Source organism: Corynebacterium sp. Marseille-P4611 (assembly GCF_916618765.1).
In the GTDB taxonomy this organism is placed as follows: domain Bacteria; phylum Actinomycetota; class Actinomycetes; order Mycobacteriales; family Mycobacteriaceae; genus Corynebacterium; species Corynebacterium marquesiae.
Map to the genome: position 1 here is coordinate 631,419 of NZ_CAKAKD010000001.1, position 25,965 is coordinate 657,383.

Genomic DNA, 25,965 nt, shown 5'->3' on the forward strand with positions numbered 1-25,965 from the left:
AAAGCGTGCCGTATGCCCGGCGGGGCTGAAAAAGAGGGTTTTAAGCTAGCGGAACCTTCCGTTAAAGGGTTTACTAGAGTGAGGTAAGACATAACTTTCAAAGAAATTATTCTAACTGAGATTTTATTTAAAGGTGAAAATAAGCGTGAGTAGTGCGGGAAAGAGGTCTGCTCTAATAAGGGTGCTTTCCATCCCTGCGGGGCACCCTTATGTTTCGAAGGCGATTTCTCAAGAATTTGTAGAACTGATTCCCGACCCTGTTTTTGACGCCAAGCAGCCAGAGCGGTGGTGGCCGCACCCTAGTTTAGAAAAGCAGTGGTGGGATAAGTATGACGAAGATGTATCGAGAGGGAAAAGAAAGCCAGTAGATGTAGTCCACGTCCACTTTGGGTTTGAGCATCTGACTAAAGAGCAATGCCACGATTTTGTCGACGCCTTACGCGAGCGCAACATTCCTCTTGTCTATACAGTTCACGACATCGATAATCCCCATTTGCAGGAACAAGGACCTTACCATGATAAGGTACGCATTCTTCTTTTCGCTGCTGCGGCTGTCATAACACTGACAAGTAAAGCTGCTAGCCACATTGAGAAATTATTCGACTTCCCCTCCGGCAACATTGAAGTCCTGCCGCATCCGGCTATCGTAGATTCCTTCAGCTCGGAAGGTTTCTCCTCAATGCAGTCCGAAGGTGTAGGAGTCTTTTTGAAATCTCTCCGGGAGAATGTAAACAGGGACCCGGATTTCTACACGGAGATAGCTGATCTTCTTTCTCAACAAGGAGAAAAGTTCAAGGTCTTCATACATAGAGACAGGCCAGACGATCTTCTTATTAACGCCCTTGAACGCGTAGAAAATATCGATCTCATCGAGCATGATCCCTTCGATGATCAGGATCTATTTACCAACGTGGCAGCGTGTAATTGTGTTCTGCTGCCTTATATAAGGGGAACGCACTCGGGTTGGTTAGAAATGTGCCGAGATCTGTCAGTCCCAATTGCGGTGCCGGACTGTGGGTGTTACCTAAGCCAGGCTGATAGTAGAGATGCTGTGCTGGAATACGAGTCTAGTAACGGGAAAGAAGCAGCTAAAGCGCTTGTTCAGCTGTCGCGTTCCGGACATCTTACCTACCAGGGTGATCGAGCAAGGCAAAGTGAAGACCTAAAAAGCGCACATTATCGTATTTACGATGCTGTCCGTGCTAAGCGAATTGCCTTAGTAGCTCCGTCACGTTTTCCCGTGGCTCCGCCATATCCTGGCGGACTAGAAGCCTTTTGTTCAATGCTTGCCCGGCTATTGAGAGAAGCGGGAAACCGCGTGGATCTTTATGCCGTAGAAGGAAGCGAACAGCAATGTAGAGATGTTGTCTTCCCGGGGGTGGACTGGTCTGGTTTTGAGAGCGAGAAAACTGACCACACCTATCCCCCAGGGGAGCGAGAAAAAGAAGACGCTGCTTTTCGTGAGTTAGCCCAGCATGTGCATGCTCAAGCACAAGCCGGAGAGCTCGACGTGATCCACAATAATAGCCTTCACCCTGGTCTTTTTAATTTTGATAAAAAATTACCAATGCTGACAACACTTCACGCACCTGGGTTCGTGGAAGTACAGCAAGGGATAGATACTGCTGCGAAACGACATGGCAAATCGCCGGCTGGAATTTTTAGTGCGGTATCGCAGTCAGTGGCCCGCACTTGGACCGCTCCTGAGCCCATACATATTGTGCCCAACAGCTTTGATCCAGCTGTATGGTTTCCCCGACGTACAGCCTCTGTACCGACAGGTGCTGTGTGGTTTGGAAGAATCGTCCCTGAAAAAGGCTTGCACATAGCAATCGAGGCAGCGCGTGCAAGCGGACTTACTTTGACAGTAATAGGCAGGATCGGCGACGAAGAATATTTTGCAAAGGAAATTCAGCCGAAGTTAGACACTGATATCACAGTTCTAGAAGCTATGCCCCAAGAAGAAATAGCCGAGGAGGTATCACGCCATGAAGTATGCCTTGTTACTCCTTGTTGGGAAGAACCCTTTGGTCTTGTCACTATTGAGGCCATGGCCTGCGGTACTCCGGTAGCAGCGATAGGAAGAGGTGGTATAGCGGAAATATACTCCCGCTTGGGAGACGAATTTTCATCTGCAGTTGCACCCGCCTGTAGCAGGATCGATGAGCAAGTAAGGCGTTTGCAACAAGCGATTGATAGTGCTCGAAAAATCGGTAGGGACCACATCGCCGAAACAGTAAGAGCCTACTTCGGTCCGGAAACCCTTCTTTCCAGCTATTTAGAGCTATACCGTAAGGCGGAGACGATTGGTTAGTAGTCAGCGACAAGGCGGTTTGACAGTTGGCATCTATGCTCACCATCAAGGTTCCGGTCATATCCGGCGGTGCTCGGCTATTGCTAAAGAACTAACAACGCACTTTCCTACGAGTTCCGTCACTATCTTTAGCAGTGCTCAAGGAGCAGACGTTTCTTTACCGTTAGATACAGAGGAACACGGCACTTACCAAGACGTCACTGCCAATGGGCAGTGGCACTGGGCTCCCATTGCGCACGAGGGACTGAGAGAGCGCATGGGACTAATCGCACGGTGGATAGACCAAGAAAAGCCCGATGTTTTCTACGTTGACACATCGGTCGAAGTTAGTCTTTTCGTACGCCTCATGGGTATTCCCGTGGTATCGATAGTCATGCCTGGAACGAGGCAGGACCCCGCACATCAAGAGCTATATCGTATCACCACCGCTTTGGTCGGCGCTTGGCCCGAGACTTTACCTGTGCCTGAAAGTCTTCTTCCGTTTACTAACAAGTTCACCGCAGTTGGCGGCCTGTCACGTTTTAGTACTAAGGGCCTACCCGCAGCTCAACCAGAACGCCAATCTGATCTCGTGGTAGTCCTCCAAGGCAAAGGCGGTACACAATGGGACGATCAGTACTGGCAGCAGGTAGAAAAATATTGCAAACATTGGAAGATTGTCACCCTAGGCGGATCACACGAGGTCGACAATCCCTTTCCCTATTTACAACGCGCCGCCTGCGTCATCAGCGCAGCGGGACAAAATTCAGTAGCGGATATTGCCGCCGCGCAAGCCCCGGCTATTTTAATTCCACAACCAAGAGCGTGAAGTGTCCCAGGTTTTGTTCCGTTTGAGTAGATGGGAAAATCTGGAATATGCCAAGAAAATTTGACCAGGATGCGAAGGATCGTGTGGTCCGTCTTGTAGAGGACCGCATCTTGGCGGAAAATATGTCGATGCAAGCCGCGTGCCAGGCAGTAGCCCCAAAGCTGGGGGTGTCATGGCACACAGCCCGTCAATGGACCCAACAGGCCCGCCGTGCGGGAAACATCCCAGAACCCGTGCCTGAAGATCTGGCCGCCGAAAACGCGAGGCTTCGCCGTGAAAATCAAGAGCTACGCGACACCAATGAACTTTTAAAGGCTGCCTCAGCTTTTTTCGCGTCGGAACCAGGCCCAAAACGTCGGAAATGATCCGGTTCATCGATGAATACCGGAATCGTTTCTCTGTCGAGTTCATCTGTAAGACGTTGAAGAAAAACCGCGCTGGTGGGTTCATCACCTCGCGTGGGTATCGTCAGTCCAAGGCCCGTGGGGTAAGTGCTCGCCGCCTTCGTGATGCTGTGCTGGTTGAACGCATTAGTGCTATCCATCGGGATAATTACGGCATCTACGGTGTGCGGAAAATGTGGCATGCTCTTCATCGTGACGGAATCGATATCGGTCGTGAACAAACCGCGCGGCTGATGCGTCTAGCCGGTGTATCAGGCAAAGGCAAAGGCCGCTCGCCTATGACCACTCGCACACCTCAAAGGCCGGATTTACGCCCGGACTTGGTGGAGCGAGAATTCAAAGCCGAAGGCCCGAACAAGCTGTGGGTGGCTGATATTACCTACGTGCGCACGAAGAAAGGCTTTGTGTATGCCGCGTTTGTCACCGATGTTTACTCCCGACGGATCGTTGGGTGGGCGTTATCAGATTCCATGCGCACCGAAGCGTTGCCGCTGCAAGCTCTCAACCAGGCGATCGCGTCTGCTGAGGAAACAACAGGTCTCATTCATCATTCGGATCACGGCTCGCAGTATGTCAGCGTTGTCTACAACGAGCGTCTTGCCCAGCACGGGATTGCCGCTTCCACCGGAACTGTCGGGGATTCCTATGACAATGCTCTGGCGGAAAACGTTAATGGTTCCTACAAAAACGAGCTGATCCATACTCGCAGGTGGGATGAGGTTGTCGAGGTGGAAATCGCGACGTTTGAGTGGGTGTCATGGTGGAACGAGACGAGGCTTCACCAAAGCTTGGGATACCGAACCCCGGTCGAAGTGGAAACCGAATTTTGGGACCAGCACCCGCCGCAAGCAATAATAGAAATCAAGGCAAATGCCTAGGAACAAAACCCGGGGCACTTCAGCGTTTGATGAGCAATCAGCTACCGCAACCTCGGTAGAAAGTTTGGATCTTGCAGTCGTCCTCGATGAAATGCCTGATTTCTCCCAGTGGCCGCAACTGCTTGAACGTGTCATCAACACTAATCCAGCTTGGGAGCAGTGGGTCAACCCTCACGCAGCAGAGAAAATAGCCCAAGTTATCTATCAAACCGGTAAGGAAGTGCGTCTATGACCGTAGTGGTTACTTTGTGTTCAGCAGACAGGTCTGAGCGCGTTGCTAGACAGAATCTATTCCTTCACGCGGGAACGATCCCGTTCAGGCACGGAATTATTACCCTGGGACCCCAACAGTTTGATGTTCCCCAAGTAGAAAGCATTGCCCACTTTCCACAGTTGCCGGTACATTTATCCGCTGCCAGAAACGCTGCAGGACGCTGGGCTATCGAGCAAGCTCAACCCGGCGAAGCGATTATTTTTCTCGACGCAGATTGTCTTCCTGCCCCCACCCTATTATCCGCCTATGTACAGGCTTGCCAGCAGTTTCCTGGAAGTGTTTATTCTGGTCCCGTGACCTATCTCCAGCAGGACGTCGTGCCTAGACCACACAATGTAGCCTCCTATGACGCGCCGCATCCCGCACGGCCTAACCCGATTGTCGGCGAGCTACAGCAGGCGAGCGGTCAAGACTACGAAGTGTTTTGGTCTCTTAACTTCGCTGCTGAGCGCAACACCTTGAAGCATTGTCTAAATAGTTGGGACGGTTTCGACGAGTCTTTTACGGGTTATGGAGGCGAAGATACTGACTTCGCCTACGAATTACGGGCCCACGATATCCCGCTGTGGTGGGTGGGAAGTGCTCGCGTTTATCACTTATGGCACCCAGTGTCCTCGCCACCGGTGGAACACGTTGAAGACATCATTAAAAATGCAAATCTGTTCTATCAAAAATGGGGTCAATGGCCTATGCGCGGCTGGTTAAAACAGTTTTCTGAGATGGGATTGATTACGTTCAGCGAAAATCGTTGGGAGACAACTAAATGACGTATTACGCACTTGTTGTGGTTCCTGCCCACCAAGAAGAAGAAACGATTGTCGACTGTATACAGTCCATTGACGTAGCAAGCCATGCAGCCCAAGCTTTAGCCAAAGACATTGGATACTGCTTAGAGGTCCACTTAGTAGTAGTAGCTGACAGTTGTAGCGATGAGACAGTATTACGCGCTCGAACATGTAGTACCGGTAGTGTGAAAACCCACGTCGTTGAGGTGCGTTGCAGAAACGTAGGAGCGGTTCGTACAAAGGGGATACTCACTGGTCTGCAACTTATCGGGGCGGAAAACAGCGGAATATTGGATACAAATCGGGTGTGGGTACTTAATACAGATGCCGATTCAAAAGTGTCGCCGCAATGGATGATCGCGCATCTACGGTGGGTTGGCTTAGCTGAGATAGTATTGGGAACGGTCGTTCCAGAATGGGATTCTCACCATTCTCCACAGCTTGTTGCAGAATATGACCGCCTTTATAACCACCGTAATGGGCATCGACATATCCACGGCGCTAATATATCTTTTTCTGCTAATGTGTTTAGCTTGGCAAATGGTTTCCCTGCCCGCAAGGAATCAGAAGACGTAGAGATGGTAAGAAAACTTACCGCCAGAGGTGCTCGTACCGTCTCGATATCGGATGGCCCTGTTTATACTTCAACGCGTGCATCTGACCGAACACCCGGAGGATTTTCTGGATTTATCGCTAACCTTTCGCTAGCCCTACCTATCACTAGCCACGCGGAGAAGCCAACCAAGCAATGCCCGTCAGTGTTTACCTCTACGGACTCTGAAGACGAGGTCGTAGAGTTCTAACTCTCAAAATGAAAGGCGGAAGGGTATAAAACATCTCCCGCCTTTCGCTACCGAATTTTACTCATTCTATAGACCTCCTAGTCGGGCGGCTTGCTAGGAAGCCTACCCAACGCCTCCGCGGAGGTACGCCATCACGATTTACCTAGCACTGTGATTGCTGCCTTTGGTATCTAGCGATTCCTGCGGGCAATTTCTGCACTTTGAAGCGTCCTGGGTTTAGTTCCGCTTCTTTTACGGCCCTGTGTTGATGGGCTGGGTGAGATAGTACTCGGTTTCTACTTCCTGTGGGGTGGCGTAGTCCAATGCTTCATGAAGCCGCTTAGTGTTCCACCAATGCACCCACCGCAAGGTGGCCAATTCGACTTCTCCGACCGACGTCCACGGGCCCTGGGCATGAATCAGTTCCGCCTTGTAGAGACCATTGACTGTTTCGGCTAGAGCATTGTCAGGGCCTGACCCCCGGAAAGTGGACACGTCGGGGGTTAGCTATGCTGCTCTAGTCAGTGTAGCTGAATTCTCGGCTTCAAAGACGTCAGGAGCTGAAAGATTGCACCAGGAGTGCCGCCGGCGTGTGTTGTAGCGCATGCACCACCGGAAGACTTCCTGGCGGCAGGAGATCGGATTGTCAAAGACTTTCCTGTCACGCAAGATTTCCCGCTTGAGCGTGGCGTTAAACGATTCTGCTAGGGCGTTATCAGCACTCGTTCCTACCGCTCCCATAGACTGGCGCACACCCAACGACGAGCAATAGTTCCTAAAGGCTTGTGAGGTGTACACGCTGCCGTGATCGGAATGAAAAATAGCCTCATCAAGACTGCCACGCACACCGTGCGCGTGGGCTAGAGCATCGATGACCAGTGAGACTCGCATGTGGTCTGCGAGTGCATGTCCGACAAGTTTGCGCGAGTAGGCGTCGATGACCGTGGCCAGGTACATGTTCTTGCCGCCCTTACACGGCAGGTAGGTGATGTCGCCTACATAGACCTGGTTTGGCTTATCAGCGGTGAATTTGCGGTCTACTAAATCTGGCATGACGCGGTGGCCAGGCTTACGCTTGGTAGTGATGCATCGGCGGCGTTTGGTAAAGCCTTTAAGTCCCATGGCTTTCATGATTCGTGCGACTTTCTTGTGATTTATCGGGCCAAAGCTCGTATCGGCTTTAAGGCTTGCAGCGATGCGTTTAGCACCATAAAGCCCGTATTCATCATCGAAGATGCTCTTGATTTTTGCACCAATAAGAGCATCCGAACACGTCTTTAACCTGCGTTCTTCGCGGGTTTGCACCCATTTGTAGAACGAGGAGCGATTGAGCTTTAACACGTGGCACATCCGCTTGACCGAGAATTCGGTTCGGTGGTCATAGACAAACTGGAAGCGGATCACCAGTGAGTCTCTTCGGCAAAATATTTCGCGGCCTTGCGCAGGATATCGCGTTCTTCACGAAGCTTTGCGTTCTCTTTTTCTAACTGGCGGATCCGTTCGGAATCATTCGCTGCTTGGGCCTTGTCGCGCGTGCTTTTTGTGCGGGCACGTTTGCCGGTGCCGTACTTCTTGATCCAAGAATGCAGCGAGGCACGGTTGATACCGAGCTCTGCTGATGCTGAGTTCAGTGAGAGGTCCTCATTGTTTTCGTAGAGGGCCACGGCATCGCGTTTGAACTGTTCGGAGTACCTGGACATGGTGGTAGATTACCTTTCTTCCAGCCCGACTAGGCTGGATATCAGGTGTCCACCAAACAGGGGTCAGGTCCTCATAAGAATCGCCGACTGTTCCCACACTCGGACGGATTCCTGACTCAGCTAGCGCGGTGGAATACTTCAGTGACAACGTGTCAGATGCGAGTTTTTGGTACCGGTGTTCTGGGGACTCGGTACTGTCGTGTTCCGGGTAGTTGGTACCGGGCCGAGGGGTGCGTCGGCCCGGACCGTTAGTCTTAGTTGTCTGGGGTGGTGGGTGCGGTGGCTTTGCGCATGTCGAAGTCTCCGATATGGATTCGGTGGCCGTTGTTGAGGCGGCTTACGAGTGAATCGGCTCCGACTCTGTCTGGCAGTGTTTCAACCCAGTAGGCGGCGGCTGATTGGGAGGAGATCAGTGTTGGGAGCCTTCCGTCGCGGTCGAATATGATCTTGGTTAGGTCTTCTTGCCCGCGCTGGTTGATGCTGATGGTCATAAAGTCGTCGATGATAAGGACATCGACGTTGATCAGTTTCCGCATTTTATCGAGGTAGTTTTGGTCAGTCGGTGAGAAGACCGCCAGCATGTCTACAAGTTGATCCAGCCGGTAGTACGCCACGGAATATCCGGCTTTGCATGCGGCGATGCCGATGGCGCAGGCAATGTATGTCTTGCCTGTTCCGGTCGGTGCGAGGATGTGAATATTGGTCGGGTTTTCCCGCCAGTTGGTTGCTGCGATTCGTTTCAGCTGGCGCATGTTGATACCGCGTTGTTCTGCCCGGGTGATTTCAGCCAGGCTTGCATCCGGGTATCGGAATTGTGCCTGGGTGATGGCCTTGGCGATATTGCGCTGTTGGCGTTGTGTGTAGGCTTCTTCGACTGCGGCGAGGAAGATGTCTTCTGGTAGCGCATCCGCATAGGCCTCGTCGTTGACAACCTCGTAGAAGATGTCAGCGAAGGTTGATACGCGAAGCTTGCGCATTTTCGCCCGCACAATCTCGTCGTCGATGCTGCTCATGATTTTTCACACTCCTTCTAGTTTTCGTAGTGGTCAGCAGGCCGGATAAAGACGGCATCGGCCACGTCGCCGGTAAGCGGGGTACTTGGGCGTGGTTGGCGCTTGGACACAGGCTGTGTTTTGGGCCCTGGTGCCCAGGGATGTTGTTGGGCGTGGGCAATGTCAGTCTGGATGCGTTTGATCACTGCCATTGTTGGGGCCAGTTTCTTGTCCACGACCTGCTGGCATGCCGGTTCGAGGGTGGCTTTGTTGTGCTTTTTGCCCAGGTTGGCCAGCACGTTGCGTGCCTGGATGAGTCCGCGGGGTACGGCGGCACTATTGCGGTCGAGGATCATCGCTATGACTGCGTGCGTTGCTGCCCCAAACGACGATGCCCAGGCCAAAAGCTCATCACGGGTAAGCGCCTTGTGGCCTTCATCATCGCCACGCGGCCCATGCTGAGGGTTTGTGGAATACCGGTATTTGAATCCGTGAAGGCGCGTGTGTTCAGCAACAAGCTGCTCCCCGTTGAAGACGCTCACCAGTTGCGGGGTGAGCCTGACTGTTACCGATTCTTCTACCAGCTGAAATGGCACTGAATAGTACTGGTAGTCACAGGTGATGTGCCAGTTGCGATCGACTTTAAGCCGCTTATAAGACACTTCCGTAAACGGCGTCGGCGGAAGGTCTCGCATCATTGGTGCCTCTTCTTTATCAAAGCGCATCTGCCGTGTTGAGCCATCAGGCCGCGTCATTGCGCCGTTGATATCGACAAGACGCTCCGCGATCGCCTCATTAAGCTCATCAAGGCTATAGAAGACTTCGTTGCTGAAGTAACCCAGGATTTTGGTGTAGGCGATTTTCACGGCACGCTCTACCGCTGCCTTGTCGCGTGGCCTGCCGGGCCTAGTCGGCACGATCGTGACGCCGTAATAGTCTGCAAACGCTGCGTAGCGGTCAGTGACTATCCGGTATGTAGAGGTCTTCTTCGGCCGATAAGTCGCCGTAGAAGCATTATCTGGCACGATGACCGCTGGTACTTTGCCAAGATAATTCAACGCCTTAACATGGCACTCAATCCACGCCGGCATCTTCTCATTCGCAGCAGCAGTAACGTACATCAGCCCTGAGTACGGGCTGACCGCGACAAACAATGACGCCTTGAACACGGTGTCACCACTGGCCTGATCCGTCACTGGCACTTTGTCCCCGGCCCAGTCAACGTAAAGCTCTTGGCCTGGCTCATGGGTGATAACTTCGACGAGATCGTTGGCACGCAGAAATTCATTGAGCCCACTGCAGAACTGGGAGTACTGGTACTTTGTCTTATCCGTCGGACAAGGCTGCGACACGTAGTCCATCCACAGCTTATGCCTGGTCACATGCTTCGTACTTTTCAGCTTGCGTGCAAGAGCATGAAAATCAGGCTGGTCGTAGGACATCGTCCGCTTACTCCGGCCATCACTGAATCGATCATCGAACCATCCCGGTGGGAGCTGACGGAAGCGCTCTGGAGTTAGTTCCTCATCGTTGATGACTTTCTTTGCTCGGGATACTTCTCGTCGTGAACATCCCAATGCATGTGTGATCTGCGCGTAGCTAGCACCATCGAGGCACATCGCGATGATCTGTTTGAAGTTGGCCACAAGGACCGGCTCCTTCCAAGTAGAAGTTGACGCAACACCAGCGGATTGTGGTGTCGCCAACATCAACTATGAAAGAAAACCCCTTGCAGTACCGGGTACGTGGAACACCGGTACCAACTACGCAGACTCGCGGTACCAACTACCCCAAATCGACAACACGTACTGGCTGCCCCGATCACTATGGTGAATTAACTGGTTTCCATGGATTCGTCCTGCAGTCGTTAACGCATGTTCCAATGCCTCCATGGGCAGCGCATCGGTGCGCATTGTCGAGCGTGTAGCAACACCAACAATTTTTCGGCTGAAGACATCCACGACAAACGCGGTGTAGGCGAATCCTGACAGGGTACGAACGTAGGTAATGTCGGCAACCCAAAGCCTGCCTGGTGCCTGCGCACGGAAGTTTCGGCGCACTAGGTCCGGGCGATGATCCGGTGTCTTCGGGCTTACCGTTGTTATTGGGGTTCGCCCACGTCGGCGGCCGGAAACACCTGCAAGTTTCATCAGACGTGCGGTCTTGTCGCGACCAATATGAAAGCCTTCACGGTTCATCGCGTGCCACATCTTGCGGATGCCGTAGACCGAGAAATTCTCCGCATGCACACGCTGTATCTCTGGGATGAGCAGGCTATCGCTTAAGGCTCTTGCGCTGGGAACACGTGTGGTGGCTTTGCGGTAGCCGCGTGAAGTAATGAATCCACGATCTGCTTGTTTAAGGACTCGGCAGATGGCCTCGACCCCAAATTGATCTTTGTACGCGTCGATGTAGGAGATCATTTGGTCGTGGGTCGGTCGAGTTCCGCTGCGAAAAAAGCCGAAGCAGTTTTAAGAATCCCGTTTGCTCGTTTCAGTTCGCGGTTTTCGCGGCGCAGACGCCTGAGTTCTTCTTCCATTGTTTCGCCGCCTGAAGCGTCAGAATTATCGCGTACTGAAGCGCTGTCACGGTACCAAGCCCGCAACGTGTGGTGAGATACTCCAAGCAGCTCACCGACCTCCGTGTAGGCGCGTTGCAGTGAGCAAGACTCCAGGCGGACCATTTCGATGATCTGATGGACCGCCTTCTCCTTGAACTCGACGGAATACTTTCTAGGCATAGTTCAATCCTTCCTTAGCTGAGGTAGGAACTAAACCCAGGACGCTTCAAGTACAATTCCAATCTGATAGAGATCCATCTAGCTACGGCCATCGAAAGCCAAGCACCCAGAACCCACGCCGACTGGTCGGTGGTCAAAGACATTGCCTTTTAGAAGGGCGTGAAACAGGGGTTGGTCGTCCACGCAGGAGATACCTACTTATTAGTACGGAAGTCGGTTGTAAAAGTGTGCTAGCATCAGCTGCCAGCTATCGCAGAAAAGTCAACTGGATGGCTTATGAACTCAGCAGCCAAGCTTTATATATGGAGCTTCGCAGCTATCGCGAAATACCCCTTCACTCTTTAATAAAAATAGATTTATTACTACCCGCTACAGAATTGTTTCCACATTCAGCTACACGGCATACAACTGACGCCTTGAACACCCTTGCCTTCCACCGTGATTCAATCGGTGCACAGGGCTGGCAAGACTTGGAGCCCTACAGCTCACGGGAGCGGATGACCGGTGGGGAGTGGTTCCTGCCGAGCATGCCGGAGGCGAAAGAAGAACACCAGCGTACTTTTCGCTTGGTAAAGCAGCTCAACGAGCTGCACAATACGGATCCAGAGCGCGCCAAGGGCATCCTGCGCGAGATACTGCCGGAAGAATCTGCGGTGCCGGGCCTGCACGTTCCGCTGAACCTAGAATACGGCTGCAATCTAGTGTGCGGTGAGCGCGTCTTTATTAATTTCGGTGCCACCATCTTGGCCCAAGCCCAGGTGACGCTCGGCAATGGCGTCATGGTGGGCCCCAATTGCTCCCTGATTACGGTGGGACATCCGGTAAACGATCATGAGATGCGCGCTGGTGGGTGGGAGATAGCCAAGTCCATCACCATCAGTGAGAACACCTGGTTCGGTGCCAATGTCACCGTGCTGCCGGGCATCACCATTGGAAAGAACTGCGTCGTCGGCGCGGGCACGCTTATTGCCACCGATATCCCGGATAATTCGCTGGTCCTGGGATCACCCGGCCGCGTGGTGCGCAAGCTGGAAGACAATGAGGAAGCCTGGGAGCGCCAGGATCTCAACGGCCCCGTCGAAGGTTTTGGAGCCGCTAACTAAATGTTTGATCTCGCTCGCATCGGCGCGGGCCTGCCCGTAGCCGAGACCATCGATTCGCTGCCGAGCACCGGAAACGTTGTCATTCAAGCCCCGCCCGGTACGGGTAAGACCACACTCGTGCCACCGGCGTTGGCCAATCATGCGGTAGGGCGCGGAAAGGTCATCGTCACCGCCCCGCGCCGTGTGGCTGTCCGCGCGGCCGCGCAACGCTTGAGTACTCTCAGCGGCACCCCGGACAAGGTTGGCTTTGCCATCCGGGGCGAGTCCCGCAAAGGCAGTGAGGTCGAATTCGTCACGCCGGGCGTGCTGCTGCGCCGCCTGCTTAAGGATCCGGAACTCGAGGGTGTCGCCGCCGTTGCCATCGATGAGGTCCACGAGCGCCAGCTCGATACGGATCTGGTGCTGGGCATGTGCCTGGAACTAGCCGAGCTACGCGAGGACTTCCGCGTCATCGCCATGTCCGCCACCGTGGATGCGCAACGCTTTTCCCAGCTTATGGACGCCCCCGTCCACGTCACCGAAGCAGCCACCCACCCGCTCGATATCCACTACGCCCCCATGCCGGGCAGGGCGGCGGGAACGAGGGAGTTTTACGGGGACGTCGCCAAGCAGGCAGCCCGCCAGCACGAATCAACGCTGGTCTTTGTGCCCGGCGTACGCGAAGTCAACCTCGTGTGCGATGCGCTGGAAGGCCACAATGTTTTCCCGCTACACGGCAAGCAAACCACCGCGGAGCAAGACGCCGCGCTGTATATCGATGAGCGGCGCATCGTCGTGGCTACCTCTATCGCGGAGTCTTCGCTTACCGTACCGGGCGTGCGCGTGGTGGTAGATGCCGGGCTCTCCCGCGTTCCCCGGCGCGATGCGCAGCGCGGCATGTCCGGCTTGGTGACGGTGTCTACCTCAAAATCGAGTGCCGATCAGCGCGCTGGTCGTGCCGGCCGTGAGGCGCCCGGCACCGTCATTCGCTGCTACTCGCAGGATGATTACCAGCACTTTTCTCCGCATACCACCCCGGAGATCCTGTCTGCGGATCTGACCCAGGCCGCGTTGTTTTTGGACTGTTGGGGCGCGGGCCCGGACTTCCCGTTGCTCGATCCGCCACCGGCCCCGGCCCTGGCATCCGCGCAAGCGACCCTCAAGCGCATTGGTGCCACGCAGGAGCTCGCCCTCCTGCCCACCGATCCACGCCTCGGCGCTTCTTTGCTCCGCCACGGCAGTCAGGCCGCACCCATCATTGCCTCGCTTGCCGACGCCCCCTTAACCCCCGATCTCACCCGTCACCGCCCACCCCAAAGAGAGGTCAAACGGCTTGCACGTCTCGTAGAGGATCTCGGCCCCGCCGATTCCGGAGAGGTCGTAGCCACCGCCTTTCCCGAGCAGGTGGCCAAGCGCATGGGCGAGGATTACCTGCTGGCCAGCGGCACCCGCGCGCGCCTGCTCGATAACTCGGGCTTGGCCGGAGCGCCGTGGCTTGCCATCGCGGAGGTATCCCTATCTAATGCGGGCAATGCCATCATCCGCTCGGCCGCCCGCATCGAGGAAACCGCAGCCCTAGAGACCATCGGCGTCACCGAAGAAACCCGCGCTTTCCTGCGCGATGGCCGTGTGCGTGGCGTCAAGGTCAAGGCCGCGGGCGCCATCACTCTCTCAGAAACCCCAGTCAAGGTCACCGGCCCCGCGGCCGAGGAGGCGCTTGCCGCCGGCATCCGCGAGGAAGGTTTGGGGCTTTTCACCTTCAGCGAGAAAGCCCAAAGCTTAAAAGACCGTTTGCGCCACCTGCACGCCCACTATGGCGAGCCGTGGCCCGATGTCGATTCCGCGGATCCCGCCGAGTGGCTCGGCCCCGAGCTCCGCCACATTGCGGAGGGCACTCCCGCTGCCAAGCTCGACATGTACCCCGCGCTGCAACGCCTCCTGCCCTGGCCGGAAGCCGCCCGTCTGGACGATCTCGCCCCCGAGCGTCTCCCAGTCCCCTCCGGCCGTGATGCCGCCATCGATTGGTTCGGTGACCGCCCCGTGGTCCACATCAAGCTGCAGGAATGCTTCGGCCTGGCCGCATCCCCCAAATACTGCGGCCACCGCGTGCAATTCCACCTGCTCTCCCCCGCCGGCCGCCCGCTTGCGGTTACCGATGATCTCGCCAGCTTCTGGTCCGGCCCTTATGCCGGCGTGCGCGCCGATATGCGCGGCCGCTACCCTAAGCACCCCTGGCCGGAGGACCCGTGGAATGCGATTGCTACCGCGCGCACCAAAAACCGAATATAGTTAGCCCCATTGCTGCCAGCCTAGGTAGCAGCTCATGACCACGACCAAGGTAAGCAGCGCGTAGCGGATGAATTTGGCCCCGCCGCCAAGTACTGTACGAGCGCCGAGAAGTGCGCCGGCGATATTGGCTACGCCGAGCACGATGCCGAGCGTCCACCACACGTGCCCGCCAATAATGAACACGACGAGCGCACCTAAGTTGGTAGCGGTATTGACTACCTTGGCCATGGCCGCAGAGGTCAAGAAATTCTGCGCAAAAATAGAGGTGAAGGCCATGATCAAAAACATTCCGGTACCCGGACCGAAGATGCCATCATAAAAGGAAATGATGCCGGAGAGCACCAAAACCACGACGGTCCGCCAACCACCACGGGTTCCGGCCGAGTCGCTACTGCCAAAGTCTGGCTTGAAGACCACGAAAATGCCCACGGCCACCATGAGCACGATGATGATGGGGCGCATGATGTCTTTATCGAGGCTCGAGGCCACGCTGGCCCCCAACCCGGAGCAGACCAGCGCGATAAGGAGGAAGCGCGCCATTTCTGCCTTGTCCAGCTTCACCTTGCGCGCGAGGGTCACGGCAGCGGATCCGGTGCCGGTTACCGCGGCGAGCTTGCTAGTGCCCAAAGCGGCGGCCGGAGCAAGTCCCGGCAGGACCGCCAGCAGCATCGGGATCAGGATCAATCCGCCACCACCGATGACCGCATCGACCCATCCCGCGGCCGCGGTACCAAAGAAGAGAATTATCCACTGCACCACATCGATTTCCATGCCCCCGATCATAAAACTTAAATGATGTAAGGTGATAACCCGCCTACTGCCCTCTCCGTAGTAGAGCAGAAAGAGGCACTATACTTTTGGCGCAGCAGAACTAGGAGGCTCGCATGGCCGCACAGCAGGAAGGCACCGGGCTTAGTGCCCATACCGTGACACGGTGGGCCATTGTCGTTCCGGCATCGGTCGCACTGGGCTGGCTTTTTAGCATGTGGCACGTACCTGCGGCTTGGATCTTGGCAGCGATCCTCTCCTCCGGCGCCATGGCGCTTTTTACTGGGGAAGATCTGCGCGTGAACCGCAGTTTTTATAGCATGTCGCGTGGTTTTATCGGCATGATGGCTGCCATCCCGCTGACCGTGGTGCCGGTGGGCCAATTGCTTGGCTTCCTGCCTGCCGCCCTGACGATGTCCTTTGTCACATTGATGGTAGGCGTTATCGGTGGCCAACTCTTACACCGCGCGCAGCCACAGGATGTCTCCTCCGAAACCGGCATTTTATCCATGCTGCCGGGCGGTGCTTCGCTGATGCCTGCGCTTGCCGACGAACTCGGTGCCGACTTCCGCTACGTCGCCCTCACCCAATACCTGCGCCTCTTAGTAGTCTCGGTATCGCTACCCGCCGTGGTCGCCTTATTGGACACGCCCGCCGGCGAGGGGGCGGATCTTTCGGTCGACGGCGAAACCACATGGTGGATAGTTGCCCTAGTGGTTGTCATTGCCTGCATAGGAGAAAAGGTAGGCAAGTTCCTCCATCTCCCCGCCGCCGCGGTGCTCGGCCCCTTACTGCTGACGGTTCTAGCCTCTTTCGTGCTGCCGGAGGGCCACACGCTCGAGCCGCTCTACGCCTTTAAGGTGATGGCGTTTTTGTCCATCGGCTGGGTCTGCGGCGGCGGGCTTTCGCTGCCGGCGCTCAAGGCCTTTGCTAAGCAGCTGCCTGCCACGATTTTGTTCATCGTGGTCATCATCGGCATCTGTGCGGCCACCGCCTGGCCGCTGACCAAGTGGCTGCACATCACCTACTTTGAGGCCTACCTGGCCACCAGCCCCGGCGCGCTAGAAACGGTACTCGCACTCTCAGCGGAGGGCGGGGCCGGCCCAGCGGTCATCGCAGTCCAGCTCACCCGCCTCATCGCGGTACTGGTCGTAGCGGGCTACTTGCCACAGCTGCTACGCCTGGCCCAGCGACTGCTGCGCCGCTAGTTATCCAGAACGGCCTCGCGCAGCACGGACATCGGCACGGAACCAAGGGCGAGGGCCTCGGAGTGGAACTCGCGTGCGCTCATGCCCTGCTTCTCGGCCTCGGCACGGGTCTCCTGCCACAGGCGCTGCCCCAATGCACAGGACGGTGCCTGGCCCGGCCAGCCGAGGTAGCGATTGACCTCAAAGTTGAGGTTCGCATCATCCATAGCGGTGTTCTCACGCATAAAGGTCTTCACGTGCGCCTTGTCCCACACGCCGGACGTCGAGCAATCCGGCAACTGCTTGCCCAAGTGCAATCCGATGTCCACGACCACGCGGGCGGCGCGCAGGCGCTGCGCATCCAACATGCCCATGCGGAAGCCCGGGTCGTCCATGTAGCCCAGCTCGGCCATGAGCTGTTCGGCGTAGAGCGCCCAGCCCTCGCCATGACCAGAGTTCCACGTCACCGCGCGGCGCCACAGATTGAGGTCTTCTTGCACCAGCGCAGAGCCTAGCTGCAGGTGGTGGCCCGGCACGCCCTCGTGGTGGACGGTGGTCAGTTCCTGCCAAGTGTGGAAGGTGTCCTGGCCTTCTGGCACGGACCACCACATGCGGCCCGGGCGGGAGAAGTCATCACTCGGCGGGGTATAGAAGATGCCGCCGGTGCCGGCCGGATCGATGCAGCACTCGATCTCTTCTACTTCCTCCGGAATATCGAATTCCTTGCCATTGAGCTCAGCGATGACGCCGTCGGCAGTAGATTGCATCCACTCCACCAAGGCATCGGTGCCGCGCAGGGTATAGCGCTCCTCGTGGTTGAGCTTGCGCATCGCCGAGCGCACCGAGCAATCGGAGCCGTAGAGCTCGTGGGCGATCCTTTCCTGCTCCGCGCGCAGGCTGCGCACCTGATCCAGGCCCCACTCATAGGCCTCATCGAGGTTGACGGCATCGCCCACAAAGAGCTTGGAAAAACGCTCGTAGCGCTCGCGGCCCACGGCGTCCTTGTTAGGCGCCTGGGGCTGCAGGTCATTGGAGAGCCAATCGGAGAACTCGCCAAAGGCCTCCTTGGCCTGGAGCACCTCGGCGGAGTCGGCGTCGAGGCCGAGGGACTCGAGCATCGAGTCGGCGTCGGCAAGCCGCTCGCACTGCACAATGACCTCGGAGATCTGGCGGTGCGGTGCCACCATGCCGTGGGAGGCCGCTTCCTCCAAGGAGCTGCGGTATCCGGCCAGGGAGGTCTTCACCTTGGACAGGCGGGAGCGAATGGCATCGCGGTCCTCGTCCGTGTCCTGCGGCATGAGCAGCAGGGTATCGCGGATGGTCTGGACCGGGGAGGCGATGTTATTTAGGCAGCGCACATCCTCGCTGTGGTGGTGCAGATCTAGTTCAAGGCAAAGGCGATCGCGCAGGACGGCCGCGGTGACATAGTCCACGTCATCAAAGTCATCCTCATCATCGGACTCATCGGTGGTGTCATCCAAGGCATCCAAGTCCGCCACCATTTCGCGGGTGCGGTCTGCGATGGCGGTGAAGTACTCGGGGGAGAAATCCTGCAATTCGCCCTCGTAGCCGTCAATGCCCCACTCGGTGGCATCGGTGGGGGAAAGCTCGGCTAGGTCGTGAACGAAGTTATCGCACGAAGCGTCCAGTAGAGAGGGCTGGCGCTTAGCGGTCTGCTCAGAACTCATAACGAGGAAGTCTATCCCTAAGTATCAGCTATAGGCCACCCAGGCGGACTGAAGTTGCGAACTTGTTAACTAATCGTTGTCCCACTTTGTACCGGGATAGTTCCAGCGGCCGAATTCATCCAGGATATCCTGCGGTTTTTCCTTCATTACCAATGCGTCCACAAAGCGCGGCAAGATGAAACCGGACTCGGCCATGGCGGCGTACATGGCGTAGAAAGGACGCCAAAAATCCTCGGTATTTACTAGGCCCACCGGACCGCGGACGGTACCCAGCTGTTGCAGGGTGAGCACCTCAGTGAGTTCTTCGAGGGTGCCGACGCCACCGGGGAGGCAAATAAAGGCGTCGGCAAGCTGCTCCATGCGCGTCTTACGCTCGGCCATGGATCCCACCACCTCCAGGGTGGTCAGGCCGGGGTGGGAGATCTCCAGATCCACCAGGGACTGTGGCATCACGCCGGTGACGGTACCGCCGGCAGACAGGCAGGCCTCCGCTACCTCGCGCATCAGGCCGATGTTGCCGCCGCCGTAGACCAGGGTCAGGCCGCGTCGGGCCAGCTCCGCGCCCAATTCCTGTGCCGCCTGCGTATAGGCCGGGGAGTTTCCTGTTGCTGAACCACAATAAACCGCTACTGACTGCATGCTCTCCAGCATAGATATTTGCGCCCCCACCACCACCTTTAGACTATTCGGTACATGAACCTTTTATCAGGTTAGACAAAGCAGTCTGGGATGCTTATACTCCTTTTTATGATCAAACCTGGCCCAGTGTTCACGCGGCCCCGCACACCGGCTGCAAAGTGCCTCCATTTGGTGCGTCTGAACCCGATCATCACCCGGAGCGAGTTGGTGGAAGCCACCGGGCTTTCCCAGCCCACCATCACGCGCGCCACTACTTCCCTACTCAACGCGGGCCTCATCCAGGAACGCACCGACCTCACCCAGTCCCGCGGGCGCGGCCGGCCAACGGTGCCGCTTGAGGCGGCCGATAATGACTGGGCGCTCGGCGGAATCTCCGTGGGCACCAAGCAGACCTACATCGGCCTTTATGACATCAAGGGCCGCACGTTGAGCGAAGAGGAATTGACCACCCCGGTGGCTAACCTCAGCGAAGATGACTTCCTCGAGCACATCATGGCCGGCATCAATCGCATGATGACCAACCTGAACCACCGCTTGGTCTCCCTCGGCGTGACTACCTCGGGCACCGTGGATGATAACGGCCTGGTCACCGCGGAAAATCTCAACTGGCACGGCGTGGACATCGCCGAACGCCTGCGCTTCCAGTTCGGCGTGCCCGTGGTGGTCTCCTCCGCCATCCCGGCCATCCTCGGCTCCGAAACCCAGGCGGCCGAGATTGGTACCAGCGAGCGCGTTCTGGTGCTCTTCGCGGATGATTCCATCGGCTCCGCCCTCTCCGTGGAGGACGAGGTCAGCCCCATTATTCCCGTACCCCCGACACACTCCGAGCTGCTGGGCCATGGCGCGTCCGAGCGCCTGCTGGCCACCCAGCACATCCTGGAGGCGATACGCCGCGAGGGCGTGGAGGCAGCCTCGCTTGCCGACGCCGCCCAGGCCGCCGACTCCCACCCCGCCGTCCGCGCCATTTTGGACGAGCGCGCCCGCCAGTTGGGCGCCATCACCGCGGAGCTGGTCAAGGCCCACTCCCCGGCCACCGTGGTTATCGCCGGCGGCGCGTTTACCGACGACCCACAGGCCCCCAAGCAATTTGCCGCCACCGTCCGCGCCTCCGCGGGCGATGAGTTGCAGCTGCGCATGATCCCCGGCCATAAGGAGATTGTCCGCGCGGTAGCCCGCACCGTGGCCACCGACCAGCTCCTGCGCCAACCGCTGGAGCTAGTCCGCTCACTCCAGTGTGCTTAGCACCTCGCGTACCGAGTCGATGCCGCGAAAAAGATGGGCATTGAGCCCGCAGTAGCTAGCACCCTCCACGTAGTCGATGCGGTCATCAAAAAAATAGGTATCTTTCGGCTGCGCGGATAGCGCATCCACGGCTACGCGATAGGCCTCTGGGTGCGGCTTGGCCACGCCAATATCGCAGCTAAACGTCACCGCCGCACAGTCCTCCAACCACGGCTGCTTCTTACGCACTTGGCCCGCCAGCGTGGTGGGAATATTAGACAAGATGCCCACGCTATAGCCTTCCCCGATAAGCCCCTTGACCAAAGCGACCATCTCCTGGTCGGCCTCCAGCAAACCGCGGTTTTCACACGCTACCGCCTCCGCGACGGGTATCTCCCCCAACCCTGCGCGGGCCGCTACCTCATTCCAAAAGTGGCTATCACTAAAGATGCCGGCATCATAGTCCGGGCGATAAAACCCGTAGGCCTCCCACATCGCCTCGGCATCGGATGGCGCGAGGAGGCGCTCCAAGTCCGCATGGCTTTCTGGGGTGGCCGGGCGCATGAGCACGCCGTACATATCAAAGAGGAGTTTGGGCATAACGGGGGCCAGTTTATGCCCGTTTCGGCGCTTGGGTCAGCACGGCTACGATCCCCACACCCGCACCAGCGACAAAAACGGGCAGCATCGCAGAAGCCTGGTCCATGGACAGAGCGAAGATGCCGCCGATGGCACCGAGGAGCAGCATGCCGCCGAGGCTATAGAGCGAGCGCGTGACTACCCCACGCTTGCCGGCGACGCCATAAACCAGCAGTGCGAGCCCGGCGAATGGGCCGAGCATCAGCGCCGCAGTGGTCAGAAATACCCCCAAGGCCATGTGCGTGGACATGATTGCCGCTCCCACGATGAGAAAGAGCGCCAGAACTAACAGGGTTATGGCGCACAAAGCCTTGCGTTGCGTTGACATAGAAACAATCCTCCCACCGCACCGCAGTGCCATGGGAGGATTGAGCTAAATCTTGATGGGTTTGTTATTCACCCACGCGCGCTTAGGCAGCACCGCCATCGGGGCGGCCGGCCAGGCGCTCATCGATACGCAGCAGGCCAGAGCCGTCATTGCCCACCAGCTTGATCTGGTCCAGAATCTCAGAAACGGTAGCTTCTTCTTCCACCTGCTCGCTCAGGAACCAGTCAACGAGCTGGCGGGATTCCAGATCCTGTGCGTCCAGCGCCGCGCGAGCGATGGTGCGGATTTCCTCGGAGACCTTCTGCTCGTGCTCCAGGGAAGCCTGGAAAGCATCCTGCGGGTTAGCAGCCTTCACGGAACCAACCGGGATGTCAGTGAGCTCTACGCGATAACCGCGGGAGAGCAAGTGGTCCGCAATCTTCTCGGCATGCACGCGCTCTTCAGCGGCTTGGCCCATAAACCAATCGCGCATACCCGGGAAGGAGAGGTTGTCCATCTCGAAGGCCAGCTGGGTATAGACCATGGAAGCGCCGTACTCGCTAATGACCTGGTTATTCAGGAGGGTTTGCAGTTTCTCGTCCATTGTAAAAACCTTTCTGTGCAGGGAAATCAATAAGTGCTAAACACTACACTACCGAAGATTCTCCCGTGATCCAGCAAGGCCTACTTAAGTAAACTTGCACGTCATTATGCTTTTTTAGATTGGATAACCTAAGTTAGCCAAGACAAAGCTAGCCATCGCGCGCAGGCAAAGTTCCCCTAAGAACGCGAGGTCATCGCGGATCCTTTGCATTTACGCCAACGCGAACTCAAGGTCAGTTCGGCGCCTACTGCTTGAGCCCTCACACCCCAGTCCATAAATGTGATGTTAGTCACCTAAGCGGCCGCTAAGGTGATTCAGGCGCTGCGCACTAGCTCCCTCCAGGCCACGAAACTCTACTTCGATGCCCCGCTCGGCATATTTCTTCTGCACCGCATCCAGCGTCGCCACCGTAGAGGCATCCCAGACCTCGGCCTCCGTCATATCTACCACTACACGCTGGGTGTCCAGCGTGTAGTCAAAGGCATAGACCAAGTCATTGGAGGAGGCGAAGAACAGCTGGCCACGCACCGCATACTCGGCATCGCCTACTTGCTCTACCTCCACCAGGTGAGCCACGCGGCGGGCAAAGCCAATGGATGCTGTCACCACACCGAGCACCACACCGACCGCCAAGTTATGCGTGGCCAGCGTGCCTACCACCGTTACCAGCATCACCAGCGTTTCTGATAGCGGCATGAGCTTAAGCGTGCGCGGGTGAACTGAATGCCAATCCACCGTAGTTGCGGCCACGATGATCATCACCGCCACCAAGGCGGCCATCGGAATGCGACCGACGGTCTCGCCAAGAAGAAGGCACAGGATAAGGAGGAAGGCGCCCGCGAGGAACGTCGACAAGCGCGTGCGCGCCTGGGATGCCTTCACGCCGATCATGGTCTGGCCAATCATGGCGCACACTCCCATACCGCCGATGGCCGCGGCGAGGATATTGCCCACGCCCTGACCAAAGGACTCGCGCGTTTTATCGGAGTGGGTATCCGTAATATCATCCACCAGCTTGGCCGTTAGCAGCGATTCCATCAGCCCCACCAAGGCCATGCCAAAGGCATAGGGCGCAATCAGCTGCAAGGTATCCAGGTTCCACGGAATATCCGGCACGAAAAGTCCCGGCAGCGAGGTAGGAAGCTCGCCTTGGTCCGCCACATCGGGGACCTGCCACCCGGCCACGACCGCAATGATGCTGACCACCACAATGGTAACGAGCGGGGCGGGAATCACCGTGGTCAGCCGCGGTAGCCCCAACATAATTGCCAAGCCAATGGCCACCAGCACATAGACCATCCACGGCACATCGATAAGGTGCGGCAGCTGCGTGGTAAACATCATGATTCCCAACGCATTCACAAACCCCGTCATCACCGAGCGCGGGATAAAGCGCATGAGCTTGGCGACGCCCACCGCAGCCAAAACTACCTGCATGATTCCTGCCAAGAGCACCGCGGCAACCACGTAGTCATGCCCATGTTCATGCGCGAGCGGTGAGACAACGAGTGCCACCGCGCCGGCCGCCGCGGAAATCATCGCCGGCCGGCCACCGGTAAAGGCAATGGACATTGCCATCACGACGGAGGAAAACAATCCCACCCACGGGTCTAAGCCCGCAAGAATGGAAAAGCTTAAGACCTCTGGGATCAAAGCAAGCGCCACCGCCAGACCGCCAAAGACTTCCTTACGCAGTCGAGCAGGCGAGGAAAATGCATAACGGAAACTGGCGATGACGCCGGTAGGGGCAGGCTGTTCTTTAATCACGCCTGCACATCCTAGTGGACTTTAGGAGCCTTCCTTAAAGGAGCCATCTGCAGTGATTACGGGAAGCACGGACCAGGCGAAGTTGATCCACTGATCGGTCTTCTTCCACGAAAAGTCCGGTTCAAAGATGGTCTTCGGCTTGGTATAAATGACGGCCGAGCGCACCTCGTCTGCGGTTTCCTTCAGCAGATTTACCACGAGATCCAGGGTCTTGCCGGAGTCCGCGACGTCATCTACTACCAGTACCTTCTTGCCCTTTAGCGAATCCGTGTCCAGCTGCGGGGACAAGATGATCGGCTCTTCCAAGGTCTGTCCGATATCGGTGTAGAACTCCACATTGATAGCGCCCATGGCCTTGACACCGATGGCATAACCGATAGCACCGGCTGGGATGAGGCCGCCGCGGGCGACGCCCACGATAAGGTCAGGGAACCAACCAGATTCCACAATCTGTTCCGACAGGTTACGGCTCGCCTCGCCGAAGACCTCCCAGGTGAGGTTTTCCCGGTCCGGGTGGATCCAATTTTCAGTCACGATTGTGTGGCTCCTTTTGCGTCATGGGATTTCTTTGTAGTTTAACGAGCATTGCCTGCCAAAGAAAAGGCACCTACCGGAATGGAACCTCGCCCAAAGTCCGGCGCAGCTTGCGAGTGCGCAGGCGCTCCGGATTTTCGGCTAGATGCTCCATCGCACGCACCGCGCACATCACGTGGGCTTCCTTCGAGTTGGAGTAGAAGGCCTGCGCCTGGGCCGGCAGCTTCGGCACCGCATGCAATGGCAGGTCAGAGACCGAAAGCAGAGTTCCATAAGGAACGCGGTAGCGATAGCCATTGGCCGCGAGCGTGCACGATTCCATATCGACAGCCACCGCGGTGGAGGTACGCAGCCACTCCCACAAATCCCGGTTAGTGCGCCACTCCCAATTGCGATCATCGGTGGAGAGCACCGTGCCTGTTCGCATGAGCGAATTATCGTCGCCGTACACCGCCTTCACCGCAGACTCGAGCATGCGCTGTACCTCCGGAATCGCCGGGATGGGAGAGGTCGCCGCAACCTTTTGGTCCAAGATGTGGTCATTGCGCTGGTAGGCATTGCCCAAAATCAAATCCCCGATGCGCATGCGCCCATCCATGCCAGCGCAGTGGCCGATCATGATCCAGGCCTCCGGCCGCAGCACCGCCAAGCAATCCGTAATGGTCTTGGCATTGGAGGGCCCCACACCGATATTGATCATCGTGATGCCATCACCACCGGCAGTAATCAGATCAAAGCGCGGCATTTGGAAGCGAGAGGTCAAGGTCAGACCATCCACATCGAGGTCCACCGCATCGTTGGGGTGGATGGTCTCGCCATTGGGCAGCACCAAGGCGGTATAGCGCGAGTCTTCCCTGGTCAACTCGCGCAAACCGAATTTCACAAACTCGGTGGTGTGCATCGCGTAGTTAGTAAACAAAATGTATTTTTGCACCGTATCGACCTCGATGCCGGTGTAGTGCTCAATGCGTGCACACGCGATATCAAAGCGCTGGGCGCCAAAATGAAAAAGCGGCTTTTCCGCACCGTGGAAGGCATCCCATTCGCCATCAATGATTGCATCATTGACCTCATCCAGCGTCGGACGCGGAATAGGCCCGCGTTCCTGCGGGGCTTTCCTTGTGTCCTTGATGTACTCCGGTGGAATGCGCTGGTCGGATTGGCCAACAAAGATATCGCACGGATAATTCCCCGCCAGGCGAGTCAGCTGCTCGTGCAGGTAGTCCCGAATGATGTGCGGCTTGGAAACTACCGCCGAGTACTTGCCCGCCTCGTTGACGTAGCCAAACGGCTCGGAACGATCGATGGGCTGCCATTTGCGGATATCCACTGTGACCTTGGGATAAACCACATAGCGATAGTCATCAAGGTTTCCTGATTCCAAAGTCTTGCGCGCAAGCTCGCAGGAATTCTCGTAAATCTCGATCAGGCGGTTTACCGCCTCATCAACGGAGTGGACATGCTGCAGATCGGTCATAAGCGCGAGTGTAGCGGGGACTTCGCAGCGCGGCAGCGGTCCGCGCAGTTCTTTATTCTTTTCCGCGGTAGCTTCAGTGATACCAA

General features: G+C 56.9%; 22 protein-coding genes and 2 pseudogenes. 10 read left to right on the plus strand and 14 right to left on the minus strand.

Annotation, left to right across the window (positions count from 1 at the left end):
- Nucleotides 1-145: 145 nt before the first annotated feature.
- From LG376_RS03175 to LG376_RS03200, 6 genes are all read left to right on the plus strand, one after another.
- A complete protein-coding gene (locus LG376_RS03175; RefSeq protein ID WP_225746143.1) occupies nucleotides 146-2,314 on the plus strand; it encodes a glycosyltransferase in 2,169 nt (722 codons plus the stop codon).
- Between the two features lie 256 nt (nucleotides 2,315-2,570).
- Entirely contained in the window at nucleotides 2,571-3,122 is a 552-nt protein-coding gene (locus tag LG376_RS03180) for a glycosyltransferase (RefSeq protein WP_225746144.1), read from the plus strand.
- A 47-nt stretch (nucleotides 3,123-3,169) separates the two neighbouring features.
- Nucleotides 3,170-4,404, plus strand: a protein-coding gene (locus LG376_RS03185; RefSeq protein WP_172953431.1) for an IS3 family transposase whose coding sequence is annotated in 2 segments (ribosomal slippage) — nucleotides 3,170-3,458 and nucleotides 3,458-4,404 — 1,236 coding nt in all. Because the reading frame shifts where the segments join, the coding sequence is not laid out codon by codon here.
- Nucleotides 4,397-4,636: a hypothetical protein gene (locus LG376_RS03190; RefSeq protein ID WP_225746145.1), complete on the plus strand. Its 240-nt coding sequence runs from the start codon at nucleotides 4,397-4,399 to the stop codon at nucleotides 4,634-4,636. Before LG376_RS03185 ends, LG376_RS03190 begins: the two co-directional genes overlap by 8 nt.
- Complete coding sequence (locus LG376_RS03195; RefSeq protein ID WP_225746146.1) at nucleotides 4,633-5,445, plus strand: glycosyltransferase family 2 protein; 813 nt, start codon at nucleotides 4,633-4,635, stop codon at nucleotides 5,443-5,445. The genes LG376_RS03190 and LG376_RS03195 overlap by 4 nt, the downstream gene beginning before the upstream one ends.
- Nucleotides 5,442-6,266, plus strand: a complete 825-nt coding sequence (locus tag LG376_RS03200) for a glycosyltransferase family 2 protein (RefSeq protein WP_225746147.1) — start codon at nucleotides 5,442-5,444, stop codon at nucleotides 6,264-6,266. Before LG376_RS03195 ends, LG376_RS03200 begins: the two co-directional genes overlap by 4 nt.
- 231 nt (nucleotides 6,267-6,497) lie before the next feature.
- On the opposite strand, the pseudogene LG376_RS03205 reads toward LG376_RS03200, so the two are convergent.
- The 5 genes and pseudogenes from LG376_RS03205 to LG376_RS03225 form a co-directional block, all read right to left on the minus strand.
- Nucleotides 6,498-6,728: pseudogene (locus tag LG376_RS03205) on the minus strand (integrase core domain-containing protein); the annotation flags it as partial.
- Nucleotides 6,729-6,752: 24 nt separating this feature from the next.
- A protein-coding gene (locus LG376_RS03210; protein ID WP_225746148.1) for an IS3 family transposase occupies nucleotides 6,753-7,945 on the minus strand; the annotation gives its coding sequence in 2 pieces (ribosomal slippage) (nucleotides 6,753-7,666 and nucleotides 7,666-7,945; 1,194 coding nt in all).
- A gap of 254 nt (nucleotides 7,946-8,199) precedes the next feature.
- Nucleotides 8,200-8,958 carry an ATP-binding protein gene (locus tag LG376_RS03215; protein ID WP_049377799.1) on the minus strand — a complete coding sequence of 253 codons (759 nt, stop codon included), beginning with the start codon at nucleotides 8,956-8,958 and terminating at the stop codon, nucleotides 8,200-8,202.
- A gap of 17 nt (nucleotides 8,959-8,975) precedes the next feature.
- Complete coding sequence (gene istA, locus LG376_RS03220) at nucleotides 8,976-10,583, minus strand: IS21 family transposase (RefSeq protein WP_198492028.1); 1,608 nt, start codon at nucleotides 10,581-10,583, stop codon at nucleotides 8,976-8,978.
- Nucleotides 10,584-10,739: 156 nt separating this feature from the next.
- Nucleotides 10,740-11,677: pseudogene (locus LG376_RS03225) on the minus strand (IS3 family transposase); the annotation flags it as partial.
- Between the two features lie 497 nt (nucleotides 11,678-12,174).
- Here LG376_RS03225 and LG376_RS03230 point away from each other — a divergent pair.
- Both LG376_RS03230 and LG376_RS03235 read left to right on the plus strand, forming a co-directional pair.
- Nucleotides 12,175-12,780, plus strand: coding sequence for a sugar O-acetyltransferase (locus LG376_RS03230; RefSeq protein WP_225747354.1), 606 nt, complete (start codon nucleotides 12,175-12,177; stop codon nucleotides 12,778-12,780).
- Complete coding sequence (locus LG376_RS03235; RefSeq protein WP_225746149.1) at nucleotides 12,781-15,048, plus strand: ATP-dependent RNA helicase; 2,268 nt, start codon at nucleotides 12,781-12,783, stop codon at nucleotides 15,046-15,048. It abuts the gene before it with no gap.
- Here LG376_RS03235 and LG376_RS03240 read toward each other — a convergent pair whose 3' ends face one another.
- Nucleotides 15,049-15,819, minus strand: a complete 771-nt coding sequence (locus LG376_RS03240; protein WP_225746150.1) for a TSUP family transporter — start codon at nucleotides 15,817-15,819, stop codon at nucleotides 15,049-15,051.
- Nucleotides 15,820-15,932: 113 nt separating this feature from the next.
- Between LG376_RS03240 and LG376_RS03245 the strand changes: the two genes are divergently transcribed.
- Nucleotides 15,933-17,024, plus strand: a complete 1,092-nt coding sequence (locus LG376_RS03245) for an AbrB family transcriptional regulator (RefSeq protein WP_225746151.1) — start codon at nucleotides 15,933-15,935, stop codon at nucleotides 17,022-17,024.
- Here the strand turns inward: LG376_RS03245 and LG376_RS03250 are convergent.
- Nucleotides 17,021-18,691, minus strand: coding sequence for a DUF885 domain-containing protein (locus LG376_RS03250; RefSeq protein ID WP_225746152.1), 1,671 nt, complete (start codon nucleotides 18,689-18,691; stop codon nucleotides 17,021-17,023). The two genes, LG376_RS03245 and LG376_RS03250, sit on opposite strands and share 4 nt — an antisense overlap.
- A 69-nt stretch (nucleotides 18,692-18,760) precedes the next feature.
- Nucleotides 18,761-19,330, minus strand: coding sequence for a TIGR00730 family Rossman fold protein (locus LG376_RS03255; RefSeq protein WP_225746153.1), 570 nt, complete (start codon nucleotides 19,328-19,330; stop codon nucleotides 18,761-18,763).
- Nucleotides 19,331-19,438: 108 nt separating this feature from the next.
- On the opposite strand from LG376_RS03255, the gene LG376_RS03260 reads away from it, so the two are divergent.
- Entirely contained in the window at nucleotides 19,439-20,572 is a 1,134-nt protein-coding gene (locus LG376_RS03260) for an ROK family transcriptional regulator (RefSeq protein WP_225746154.1), read from the plus strand.
- Here LG376_RS03260 and LG376_RS03265 read toward each other — a convergent pair.
- The 6 genes from LG376_RS03265 to amn all read right to left on the minus strand — a co-directional run bounded on the left by LG376_RS03265 (nucleotide 20,555) and on the right by amn (nucleotide 25,879).
- Entirely contained in the window at nucleotides 20,555-21,151 is a 597-nt protein-coding gene (locus LG376_RS03265) for an HAD-IA family hydrolase (protein WP_225746155.1), read from the minus strand. The genes LG376_RS03260 and LG376_RS03265 overlap by 18 nt on opposite strands.
- Before the next feature lie 13 nt (nucleotides 21,152-21,164).
- Nucleotides 21,165-21,518: a hypothetical protein gene (locus tag LG376_RS03270; protein WP_225746156.1), complete on the minus strand. Its 354-nt coding sequence runs from the start codon at nucleotides 21,516-21,518 to the stop codon at nucleotides 21,165-21,167.
- Between the two features lie 82 nt (nucleotides 21,519-21,600).
- The gene (locus LG376_RS03275; RefSeq protein WP_005326358.1) at nucleotides 21,601-22,101 is read right to left on the minus strand and encodes a ferritin; all 501 of its coding nucleotides are present in this window, start codon (nucleotides 22,099-22,101) and stop codon (nucleotides 21,601-21,603) included.
- 285 nt (nucleotides 22,102-22,386) lie between these two features.
- Nucleotides 22,387-23,868: a SulP family inorganic anion transporter gene (locus tag LG376_RS03280; protein ID WP_005326357.1), complete on the minus strand. Its 1,482-nt coding sequence runs from the start codon at nucleotides 23,866-23,868 to the stop codon at nucleotides 22,387-22,389.
- Between the two features lie 21 nt (nucleotides 23,869-23,889).
- Complete coding sequence (locus LG376_RS03285; RefSeq protein WP_005326355.1) at nucleotides 23,890-24,402, minus strand: phosphoribosyltransferase; 513 nt, start codon at nucleotides 24,400-24,402, stop codon at nucleotides 23,890-23,892.
- Between the two features lie 73 nt (nucleotides 24,403-24,475).
- The gene (amn, locus tag LG376_RS03290) at nucleotides 24,476-25,879 is read right to left on the minus strand and encodes an AMP nucleosidase (RefSeq protein WP_150851022.1); all 1,404 of its coding nucleotides are present in this window, start codon (nucleotides 25,877-25,879) and stop codon (nucleotides 24,476-24,478) included.
- Between the last annotated feature and the right edge of the window lie 86 nt (nucleotides 25,880-25,965).

Coding starts and splice junctions, on each gene's coding strand:
- LG376_RS03195 (WP_225746146.1), top strand. CDS start 4,633: ATGACCGTAGTGGTTACTTTGTGTTCAGCAGACAGGTCTGAGCGCGTT.
- LG376_RS03230 (WP_225747354.1), top strand. CDS start 12,175: ATGACCGGTGGGGAGTGGTTCCTGCCGAGCATGCCGGAGGCGAAAGAA.
- LG376_RS03200 (WP_225746147.1), top strand. CDS start 5,442: ATGACGTATTACGCACTTGTTGTGGTTCCTGCCCACCAAGAAGAAGAA.
- LG376_RS03245 (WP_225746151.1), top strand. CDS start 15,933: ATGGCCGCACAGCAGGAAGGCACCGGGCTTAGTGCCCATACCGTGACA.
- LG376_RS03180 (WP_225746144.1), top strand. CDS start 2,571: ATGGGACTAATCGCACGGTGGATAGACCAAGAAAAGCCCGATGTTTTC.
- LG376_RS03235 (WP_225746149.1), top strand. CDS start 12,781: ATGTTTGATCTCGCTCGCATCGGCGCGGGCCTGCCCGTAGCCGAGACC.
- amn (WP_150851022.1), bottom strand. CDS start 25,879: ATGACCGATCTGCAGCATGTCCACTCCGTTGATGAGGCGGTAAACCGC.
- LG376_RS03275 (WP_005326358.1), bottom strand. CDS start 22,101: ATGGACGAGAAACTGCAAACCCTCCTGAATAACCAGGTCATTAGCGAG.
- LG376_RS03215 (WP_049377799.1), bottom strand. CDS start 8,958: ATGAGCAGCATCGACGACGAGATTGTGCGGGCGAAAATGCGCAAGCTT.
- LG376_RS03250 (WP_225746152.1), bottom strand. CDS start 18,691: ATGAGTTCTGAGCAGACCGCTAAGCGCCAGCCCTCTCTACTGGACGCT.
- LG376_RS03265 (WP_225746155.1), bottom strand. CDS start 21,151: ATGCCCAAACTCCTCTTTGATATGTACGGCGTGCTCATGCGCCCGGCC.
- LG376_RS03240 (WP_225746150.1), bottom strand. CDS start 15,819: ATGGAAATCGATGTGGTGCAGTGGATAATTCTCTTCTTTGGTACCGCG.
- LG376_RS03260 (WP_225746154.1), top strand. CDS start 19,439: ATGATCAAACCTGGCCCAGTGTTCACGCGGCCCCGCACACCGGCTGCA.
- LG376_RS03190 (WP_225746145.1), top strand. CDS start 4,397: ATGCCTAGGAACAAAACCCGGGGCACTTCAGCGTTTGATGAGCAATCA.
- LG376_RS03255 (WP_225746153.1), bottom strand. CDS start 19,330: ATGCAGTCAGTAGCGGTTTATTGTGGTTCAGCAACAGGAAACTCCCCG.
- LG376_RS03270 (WP_225746156.1), bottom strand. CDS start 21,518: ATGTCAACGCAACGCAAGGCTTTGTGCGCCATAACCCTGTTAGTTCTG.